Below are 8,534 nucleotides of genomic sequence, written 5' to 3'. Positions count from 1 at the left end.
TTGAAGACTTTGAGCAGGATGGCCCTAAGATTCTTATCATTTTAGACAATGCAAGTATTCATAAAAAGGCAGAGATTCTAGAGAAGATAGCGAAGGAGATGCCCAACATTGTTTTAGAATTTCTGCCACCCTACAGTCCGGACTATAATTTAATCGAGTTAGTTTGGCACTCTGCAAAGGAATTCATTGCCAATCGTCTATTTGAGTCGATTGAGGATTTAGAAGCGCTTGTTCATAACCTATTGAACGAAGGGCAGCTTGTCATCAACTGGGATCGCAAGATCAAAAATAAAGGAAACACAATCAATGCAATTTAAATGCATATCAGCTTACTTCTAACTTTGCTTTGCCTTATATTCGAGGAAGAGTCTGAATTTCCTAAGAATCGCTCTGATTTCTATCAACAAGAAGTAGATTGGCTTTTAAAGAAATGGGATAGTCGAAGAGGCATCAAAAGGGATTTAGTTTACAAGAAATTGTCTCTTTCACACAAAAAAGAGATGTTAAGCCAGTTTGCCTTTGAAACTTTTGAACGAGGAGATTACCTTTTCAAAAAAGCCACTGTAGAACAGCATATCGTTCGTTATATTCGCAGCCTGCCGGGGGCTAGGGAGGATGAAGATATTCTTCACCTAGACGAAGAAGCGGTATTAAAGTCAATTACAGCACAGCACGGACTATTGGTAGCACGGGCTAGTGGAATCTACTCCTTCTCCCACCTGACTTTTCATGAATACTTTGCCGCTCAGCACATCGTTAGTCACACTACTACCCTCAACCACACTCTGCAAAACTTAGCTACCCACATTACAGAAAGGCGCTATCGAGAAATCTTCCTGCTCACGGCAGAAATGCTACCCGAAGCCGATACCCTACTTCTGCTGATGAAACAGCAGATTGACTTACTGATGCAGGATGACCCCAAAATCCAAATGGTTTTAAGCTGGACACAAGAAAAAGCTGATTCAGTCAATACGGCCTATAAACCTGCGGCTATTCGCGCCTTCTACTACGCCTTCGCCCTCACCTTCGTCCTCGACCTCGACCTTGCCCGCGTCCTCGACCGCGCTCTCCCCTTCGTCCTCACCCTTGCCCGCGCCCTCGACATCGTCCTCGACATCGCCCTCAAACTCGACATCGCCCTCTACCTCAAACTCGACGACGCCCTCGAATATGCCCTAGTCCTCGACCACGCCCTAGTCCTCGACCGCGCCCTCGACCGGGCCCTCGATCACGCCCTAGTCCTTGACCACGCCCTAATCCTCGATCCCGCTCTCGACTGCGACCCTGCCCACGCATTCGTCCTCAACCAAGCCCTCGCCCACGAGGACGACCTCGTCCTTGCCCTCGCCCTTGCCCTCGCAGAACAATCCGCTGCTAGCAATCCCGAATTACAGCTTAAGATTCAGGCATTAAGGGCCGAATTACCCAATAGAGATGACGAAAAAGCCTTGATACAGTGGTGGTTCACCAATGGCACAAACTGGGCCGAACGCCTACGAACGGTGATGATTGAACACCGCAACATTGGCCACGACTGGCAATTTAGCGAAGCCCAAAAAGAAAAGCTGTGTCAGTACTACGATGCCAACAAACTTTTGGTCGATTGCCTCAACAGCGGTTGCCGTGTCACCCAAACCACCCGGCAATACATCGAAGATACCCTACTGCTGCCCCTCATCGAAATTGCAAAATACCCAGTGCCCGATGCCATAGCGACTTTGTACCCAAATAAACCGGAGATTGCCCAATGACCACACTTTTAGAACAAGCCTTCCAAGCTGCCCAACAACTCCCTATCAACCTGCAAGACGAACTTGCCCAACAGTTGTTAGAGGATATCGACGACATCCTAGTTTCTCAGCCACGGGACGCCGAGGAAACGGTAGCCTGGAGCGACCTAGAAGCTGAACTCGTTTAAGATGGGATAGTCTTTGGGCCAGGGTGGGCCAACTGCCGTGCAACTTAACCAAGTGATTATTGTGCATAAGGCGGGGAATCGCCTCAGCCAGCAGTGGGCGGAGAAGTGCGCCCACGAGCTAGAAGCCTTGGGCAGTAAGGTATTGCGCGGCCCCAGTGGCCCCAAGGATAATCCCTATCCGGTGTTTTTGGCTTCCGTCAGCCAGCCCATTGACCTGGCGATTGTGTTTGGGGGAGATGGCACCGCCCTCACCGCCGCCCGAAATTTAGCCGCCGAGAATATCCCGATTTTGGCTGTCAACATTGGTGGGCACCTGGGCTTTTTAACCGAAACCTCCGAGCAAATGGACGACACCGAGGCCGTTTGGCAGCGGCTGTTGGAGGATCGGTTTGCGGTGCAGCGGCGGATGATGCTACAAGCCCAAATTTTCCAGGGCAACCGCACCAACCTGGAGCCCATGAGTGATCGATTTCTGGCGCTCAACGAAATGGCCGTCAAACCTGCGGCCTCCGACCGCATGATTACCTCCATCCTAGAAATGGAGATCGACGGCGAAGTGGTGGATCAATACCAGGGCGATGGCCTACTGATTAGCACCCCCACAGGTTCCACAGGCTACACCGTCGCCGCCGGAGGGCCGATTATCCACCCCGGCATGGATGCCCTAGTGGTGACCCCCATTTGTCCCCTCAGCCTCTCTAGTCGCCCAATTGTGCTGCCTCCCGGTTCTGTGGTTAGCGTGTGGCCCCTGGCCGATCCCGACCTCAGCACTAAACTGTGGACGGACGGCGTTTTGGGCACGGCTATTTGGCCCGGTCAGCGGGTGGATGTGCGAATGGCGAACTGTATGGCCCAGTTCATCATCCTGCGGCAAGACTATTCCTACTACGGCACCCTGCGAAACAAGCTGAACTGGGCAGGCACCCGCATTAGTTTTGCCAATAATCATCGTAATTAATTGGAAAATTTTGGGCGGGGCTGGGGTGCTATGCTGCACAACAGTGCATCGGTTCTAGCGGGGATCAGCCGCTGGAGGCAACGGGGAAAGTTCGGTGAAAGTCCGGCGCTGTCCCGCAACTGTGAGGCTTTTGGCGGATACCAGAGGCATAGGGGCGACGCTGATCGTCCCACGCTCGGCATCCAAACACGCTAAGTCAGAATACCCGCCGATGGGCGCACCGTAATGACATCTGCGAGGTACAGATTACTCATGATCAACACTCAAAACACAAATCTCAGTATTAAAGGTATGGTCGCCTTGGGGAGTAGCGGCCTGCTGGCCCTGCTGCTGACCGCCCCAGCCCTGGCCCACCATCCCACGGGCAACCAAACCCCCAGCACCTTCATCGCAGGCTTCCTCTCTGGCTTGGGACACCCCGTCATTGGCCTGGATCACCTGGCCTTTGTGATTGCCGTTGGTCTCCTCGCCGCCACCCGTGTCAAGGGCGTCACCCTGCCCATCGCCTTTGTGATTGCCGCCCTGTTCGGCACCGGAATTCACCTAGCCGAGATTTCCCTCCCCTGGGCCGAGTTCTGGATTTCCGCCTCCGTCCTGGCCATTGGACTGTTGATCGCCCTCGGTAGCCAGATTCCCACCTTGGCCCTGGCTGTGCTGGCAGGTTTCGCCGGAATCTTCCACGGCTACGCCTACGGGGAATCCATCATCGGAGCCACCACCGCCCCGCTGATGGCCTACCTGCTGGGCTTCACCACTATTCAATTAGTGATTGCCCTAGGGGCGTTCTGGATCGGTCGGCGTGGGCTGGAGTTCAAAACGGCTACTGAGGGTCAGCCTTCTTCCCATCTCCGCAAGGCAGGTTGGGCCATTGGCGGCATGGGGCTGGCGCTGACCTACTCCCAAGTTCTGGGTTAATCTAAGTTCGTTTTAAGGTTAGGAGCCCGATACCTTGGAAGCCCTCACCCCCCAGCCCCCTCTCCCCACGGGAGAGGGGAAGCTAGAACTTCAAAGTCCCTTTCTCAAATTGGGAGAGGGATTTAGGGTGAGGGCCAAACTCAGGACAGGCAGTCAATCGAGTGCGCGATCTCCTGATCCTAAAACTCGTCGTTGCTATAGCCGCCGCCCATGGGGGCTTCATTGTCGCGCTTGGAGCCAATTAGCTCTAGGTTATTGACTCGGATAACAGGCTTAGAGCGTCTAGCCCCTGTGTTGCGGTCTTGCCAGTAGTCAAATTTAAGAGTCCCTGTGACTCCAATCAGACTTCCCTTGCGAACATAATTCGCGGCTACCTCCGCCGTCTTATCCCACATCTCCAAGTTGAACCAGTCGGGCTGATCATCCCGTTTAGTTCTACGCCTGACAGCAAGGGTCAAGTTACACACCACACTGCCCGACTCAAAATACTTCACATCGGGGTCGCCCCCAACTCGGCCCACCAGCGTTACCACATTGACACTCATCGCAATCTCACCAACAGCGGCAATCCGCATTGTAGGCCAAAGTTTCTGGGCTGTCAGGTCTCTAGTCCGGTTAGGTGGCCTAGGGATATCTCTATTTTTCTTGGGAATTGAGCCATGGGGCCAATGATGGGACTGGGCCTAGGCTTGGGGAGTTGTCGCCTGCTTTTTCTTCGAGTAATAACAATTGCTTGACTAGACGGGTTGATACGAAACGTAATAGAATCCACATCGGATCTGAGTTGGTTCGTTGTTTTATCTAGCTTGGGGACAGATTGCCTGTGGCTATCTTCGACAGATTTTCTCGCGATATGGGTATTGACCTCGGTACGGCCAATACCCTGGTTTATGTATCTGGAAAAGGGGTTGTCCTCCAAGAGCCCTCCGTGGTGGCCATCGACCAAACGGAAAAGAAACCCCTAGCCGTGGGCGAGGAAGCCAAGCGAATGTTGGGCCGGACTCCCGGTAACGTGATCGCATTGCGCCCCCTACGCGATGGGGTGATTGCCGACTTCGACACCGCTGAGATCATGCTCAAGCACTTCATCCGTCAGGTGCATGAGGGCCGGACGCTGGTCTCTCCCCGAATTGTGATCGGGATTCCCAGCGGCGTCACGGGCGTGGAACGACGGGCGGTGATGGATGCCGCTCAACAGGCCGGGGCGCGGACAGTGTATCTGATTGATGAACCCGTGGCGGCGGCGATTGGGGCAGGTCTGCCTGTGGCCGAACCCACCGGAAACATGATTGTGGACATTGGCGGTGGCACCACCGAAGTGGCCGTCCTCAGTTTGCAGGGCACGGTGCTGAGTGAATCGGTGCGGGTGGCCGGGGATGAACTCAGCGAGTCCATCTCTAGCTACATGAAAAAGGTGCATAACCTGGTGGTGGGGGAACGCACCGCCGAGGAAATCAAGATCACCATCGGTTCCGCCTACCCCAGCCCCAACGACAACGAAATCGCCATGGATGTGCGGGGTCTACACCTGCTGTCTGGTTTGCCCCGGACGGTGACGGTGAAGAGTGCCGAAATTCGTGAAAGCATGGCCGAACCTCTTTCGGTGATTATCGAAGCGGTGAAGCGCACCCTAGAGCGCACTCCCCCTGAACTGGCGGCAGATATTATTGATCGCGGCATTATGCTGGCCGGGGGCGGTGCTCTGCTCAAGGGGCTAGACACCCTGATTAGTCACGAAACGGGCATTGTGGTGCATGTGGCGGCGGATCCGCTGAGCTGTGTGGTGTTGGGCACCGGGCGAGTGCTGGAAAACTTCAGTCAGATGGGACGGGTCTTCAGCGGACGCTCTAGCCTGTAAGTCCTCTCTGTCCTTTTTACCCAGAACTCTATGTTTGCTCTACGCCGCTGGTGGAATCGCCACGCCCTCAAAACGGGAATCGTTGCGCTGGCTATTTCTTCGGCCTGGATGATGCGGGCCACGGAAGGTGTTGCCCTCTACGAAGCCTACCACTGGCTGACGCGCCCCCTACAACCGGGCCTGAACCAGGAACAGGCGTTTGAGAATAGCTATATTCTCGAACTGCAACAGCGCATTGTGGAGCTAGAAAACCAAAACCGGATGCTTCAACAAGTTGACGCCTACGAGGATACCCTCACTCAACCGGGAACTCGTGCCGCTGTCATTGGTCGGGCTGCCGATCATTGGTGGCAGCACCTGATTCTCAATCGAGGTAGCCGCCAAGGGGTAGAGCCGGGGTACATTGTGACCGGGCCAGGGGGGATTGTGGGCCGAGTCGTCGCGGTTTCGCCTAGTACCTCCAGGGTATTGCTGATTAGCGATCCCACCAGTCGTGTGGGGGCTAAGGTAAGCCGCAGTCGGGTGATGGGCGTGGTGCGAGGCCAGTCTAACAACCGCGTCATCATGGAGTTTTTTGAGAAAAACCCCGACGTGAAGGCTGGGGACGTGATTGTCACCTCCTCCTACAGTCGCCTTTTTCCTCGGGATGTGCCCATTGGTCGGGTCGAGTCTATCGATCTCACCAAAAGCCCTGCCCCAGAGGCGACGATTCAGCTATCCTCCCCTCTCTCCATTCTAGAATGGGCCGTCATCCAGCCCTTCGAGCCCTTGGCAGCGGTGGATGAACCGACGATTCCCAACCTAGAGGAAGAGCCGGAGGGTCGGCCATGACGCCCATTGTCGGACGTCGCAAACTGCCGTTCTATCGCCAGTCTTGGTTTCTCAATACCTGGGTAACGGTAGGATCCGTGTTGTTGTGTCTACTGCTGCTTCCCGGTCGCATTCCAGGGATTGAACTACTGGGGGTCGCTCCCCACTGGCTGTTGATTTGGGTCGTGGCCTGGAGCGTGAAGCGCACCGCTTGGCAGGGGGCCATGGCGGGTTTAGTGCTGGGCCTGCTGCAAGATGCCATGACGGCCCCCCAACCCACCCACACCCTGAGCTTAATTGTGGTGGGTGTGCTAACGGCCCGCCTACAAAAGCAGCGCTACCTCCAGGAAGACATCGTCTCCATTGCCCTGATCGTCTTTGCCATGGCGGTGATTGCCGAAACCGTGCTGGCCCTACAAATTAGCTTCAATCAAATGCTATCCAGCGCCTCTCTGTACCCACCGCTGCCTAAAATCTGGCTGTATCACCAGCGTATTGCTCTCAGTTCGGCGATCCTCAGCAGTTTGTGGGCACCAGCGCTTTACTATCCCCTCAACCGCTGGTGGGATAAACACGCAAGCGGCTATTCCTCCGATACCTAGCCCAACGGAGGATCGCTAGGGAAACCTTAGGGAAACCTAACGACGGCCCAGCATCACCTGCTGCTGTAGGCGCTGAGCCACTGTCCACAGATCAGGCATCAGGTGGGTGGGGCGAAAGCTTTGCAGATAGCTGGGGCTACGAATGCCACAGGTGACGGCCACGGTCTCAAGGCCGAGGGCTTGTCCGGCCATAATGTCTGCTTCGGTGTCACCAATCATCCAGGCGTGTTTGAGGTTGTAGCCCTGGCGCTTTTGGGCCGCAATGGCCGTCTGAAGCCGCTCAATTTTGTGATGGGCCTGGTTTTGGTAGACCGCCTGGTCGGTGGGCATCCCATACAAATCGCTGATAGCCCAATCGAGGTCGTGTTGGGCCAAAAACTGCATCACCTGATCCGGCGGACGCAGGGTAACCAGTACCACCCGCACACCACACTGCTGGAATATCGAGAGACCTGCGTAGGCATTGGCCTGGATCTGGTCGTGGCTGAGCAGGTGAGGATGGTTGACCAAGCCACTTACCAGATCGAGAAACCTATCAATCTGTGGCCCTTCCAGGCCAGACCAGTGGGCAATCTGGCGGTCGGGCACACGGTTTTGCTTAAACGTCCAAAACTGAGCCTTGGAAAGATAACGGATGCAGCCCTCGCCCCCATGGGCCAAGGTCTGCATCTGCTCCAATCCCCGGCAGTAGGTCATGTAGTACCGCTCGGAAACATCGACGATGGGGCCATCAAAATCGCAAAAAATGGTAGATCGGGTCATCGTGGATAAGCCCCCGGCATGGGGTGGGCTGATTAGGGGATGGGTACGGAGCCGCCCCAAAGGGGTTTCTTAAGAATTCCTTTACAAAGCTCAAAGTTTATTTACTCTAGCAGCCCATCCCTGAAATGGCCACTCGGAGAAGACCACTCGATGATAGTGGCCCAATCCACGATTCCCTAGCCGCGCCCTTCGAGGCCGCAGGCATCTTTGGCATCGACAATGACGATGGCAAGAGAATGTAGATTTGCAGTTTCCTCGGACAACACCCTAACGGGGACGACCAAATTTCTGCACCCAATAGGGTCGCCCGGACGCCGAGACAACGTGAGCAACGCCTAGTTCGGTGTAGTTGGGGTTCAAGATGTTTTGGCGATGTCCGGGGCTTTCCATCCAACTCCTCATCTCGACTTTATCCAATTAGGCAGCATGGCAAAGTAACTCGGCCCAGATGTCGAAGATAGGGCGCGGGACTTTAACGTACTCAAGGTCATCTTGCGATGTCTGAAAAAGCCGAGAGGCCCATAGATAGCGCCGGACAAAGGCCAAGGCATCAGCAAAGGTCGGGTGTTGCTTGATGTACCAGGCGGTATGAGGTAGGGGGAAGGTAAATTGGGGGTGCAGGCGCTGGGTGAGGAGCACGACGAGGGAGAAGAGTGAGAGCAGGGCCGGTGTAGTGCGTAGGATTGCTAAGTCAGACCACTGTCGCTG

Annotated in this window: 11 protein-coding genes and 1 riboswitch; of the genes, 8 read left to right on the top strand and 3 right to left on the bottom strand. The window is 55.1% G+C overall.

Annotated elements, in window-relative coordinates:
• The 5 genes from H6G62_RS24890 to H6G62_RS24870 all read left to right on the top strand — a co-directional run.
• On the top strand, nt 1-317 hold a 317-nt coding region (locus H6G62_RS24890; RefSeq protein ID WP_190492465.1), incomplete at its 5' end, for a transposase.
• A gap of 183 nt (nt 318-500) precedes the next feature.
• Nucleotides 501-1,754: a hypothetical protein gene (locus H6G62_RS24885; RefSeq protein WP_190500233.1), complete on the top strand. Its 1,254-nt coding sequence runs from the start codon at nt 501-503 to the stop codon at nt 1,752-1,754.
• Nucleotides 1,751-1,921, top strand: coding sequence for a hypothetical protein (locus tag H6G62_RS24880; RefSeq protein WP_190500237.1), 171 nt, complete (start codon nt 1,751-1,753; stop codon nt 1,919-1,921). Before H6G62_RS24885 ends, H6G62_RS24880 begins: the two co-directional genes overlap by 4 nt.
• Nucleotides 1,922-1,958: 37 nt before the next feature.
• The gene (locus H6G62_RS24875) at nt 1,959-2,879 is read left to right on the top strand and encodes an NAD(+) kinase (protein WP_190500231.1); all 921 of its coding nucleotides are present in this window, start codon (nt 1,959-1,961) and stop codon (nt 2,877-2,879) included.
• 32 nt (nt 2,880-2,911) lie between these two features.
• Nucleotides 2,912-3,107: riboswitch (cobalamin riboswitch) on the top strand.
• A 24-nt stretch (nt 3,108-3,131) separates the two neighbouring features.
• Nucleotides 3,132-3,794: a HupE/UreJ family protein gene (locus H6G62_RS24870; RefSeq protein WP_190500229.1), complete on the top strand. Its 663-nt coding sequence runs from the start codon at nt 3,132-3,134 to the stop codon at nt 3,792-3,794.
• Between the two features lie 179 nt (nt 3,795-3,973).
• Here H6G62_RS24870 and H6G62_RS24865 read toward each other — a convergent pair whose 3' ends face one another.
• On the bottom strand, nt 3,974-4,339 hold the full coding sequence (locus H6G62_RS24865) for a single-stranded DNA-binding protein (protein WP_190500227.1): 366 nt from the start codon (nt 4,337-4,339) through the stop codon (nt 3,974-3,976).
• A gap of 278 nt (nt 4,340-4,617) precedes the next feature.
• Here H6G62_RS24865 and H6G62_RS24860 point away from each other — a divergent pair, with 278 nt between their 5' ends.
• Genes H6G62_RS24860 through mreD form a run of 3 tightly spaced genes read left to right on the top strand, consistent with a single transcriptional unit; the run spans nt 4,618 to nt 7,064 of the window.
• Nucleotides 4,618-5,652 carry a rod shape-determining protein gene (locus tag H6G62_RS24860; protein ID WP_347239424.1) on the top strand — a complete coding sequence of 345 codons (1,035 nt, stop codon included), beginning with the start codon at nt 4,618-4,620 and terminating at the stop codon, nt 5,650-5,652.
• A 30-nt stretch (nt 5,653-5,682) separates the two neighbouring features.
• Nucleotides 5,683-6,483: a rod shape-determining protein MreC gene (gene mreC, locus H6G62_RS24855; protein WP_190500225.1), complete on the top strand. Its 801-nt coding sequence runs from the start codon at nt 5,683-5,685 to the stop codon at nt 6,481-6,483.
• A complete protein-coding gene (gene mreD / locus H6G62_RS24850; protein WP_190500224.1) occupies nt 6,480-7,064 on the top strand; it encodes a rod shape-determining protein MreD in 585 nt (194 codons plus the stop codon). Before mreC ends, mreD begins: the two co-directional genes overlap by 4 nt.
• Nucleotides 7,065-7,100: 36 nt before the next feature.
• Here the strand turns inward: mreD and H6G62_RS24845 are convergent, their stop codons facing one another.
• A complete protein-coding gene (locus H6G62_RS24845) occupies nt 7,101-7,826 on the bottom strand; it encodes an HAD hydrolase-like protein (RefSeq protein ID WP_190500222.1) in 726 nt (241 codons plus the stop codon).
• A 417-nt stretch (nt 7,827-8,243) separates the two neighbouring features.
• A partial coding sequence (locus H6G62_RS24835; RefSeq protein WP_199325224.1) for a hypothetical protein occupies nt 8,244-8,534 on the bottom strand: 291 nt, incomplete at its 5' end.

Origin of the sequence: Phormidium sp. FACHB-1136 (genome assembly GCF_014697375.1) — a bacterium.
Taxonomy (GTDB): Bacteria; Cyanobacteriota; Cyanobacteriia; order Phormidesmidales; family Phormidesmidaceae; genus Nodosilinea.
Note: the sequence above shows the minus strand (reverse complement) of the source record. Positions and strands in the feature narration are given on the sequence as shown.

Coding starts and splice junctions, on each gene's coding strand:
- H6G62_RS24845 (WP_190500222.1), bottom strand. CDS start 7,826: ATGACCCGATCTACCATTTTTTGCGATTTTGATGGCCCCATCGTCGAT.
- mreD (WP_190500224.1), top strand. CDS start 6,480: ATGACGCCCATTGTCGGACGTCGCAAACTGCCGTTCTATCGCCAGTCT.
- H6G62_RS24870 (WP_190500229.1), top strand. CDS start 3,132: ATGATCAACACTCAAAACACAAATCTCAGTATTAAAGGTATGGTCGCC.
- H6G62_RS24885 (WP_190500233.1), top strand. CDS start 501: ATGTTAAGCCAGTTTGCCTTTGAAACTTTTGAACGAGGAGATTACCTT.
- H6G62_RS24865 (WP_190500227.1), bottom strand. CDS start 4,339: ATGAGTGTCAATGTGGTAACGCTGGTGGGCCGAGTTGGGGGCGACCCC.
- mreC (WP_190500225.1), top strand. CDS start 5,683: ATGTTTGCTCTACGCCGCTGGTGGAATCGCCACGCCCTCAAAACGGGA.
- H6G62_RS24880 (WP_190500237.1), top strand. CDS start 1,751: ATGACCACACTTTTAGAACAAGCCTTCCAAGCTGCCCAACAACTCCCT.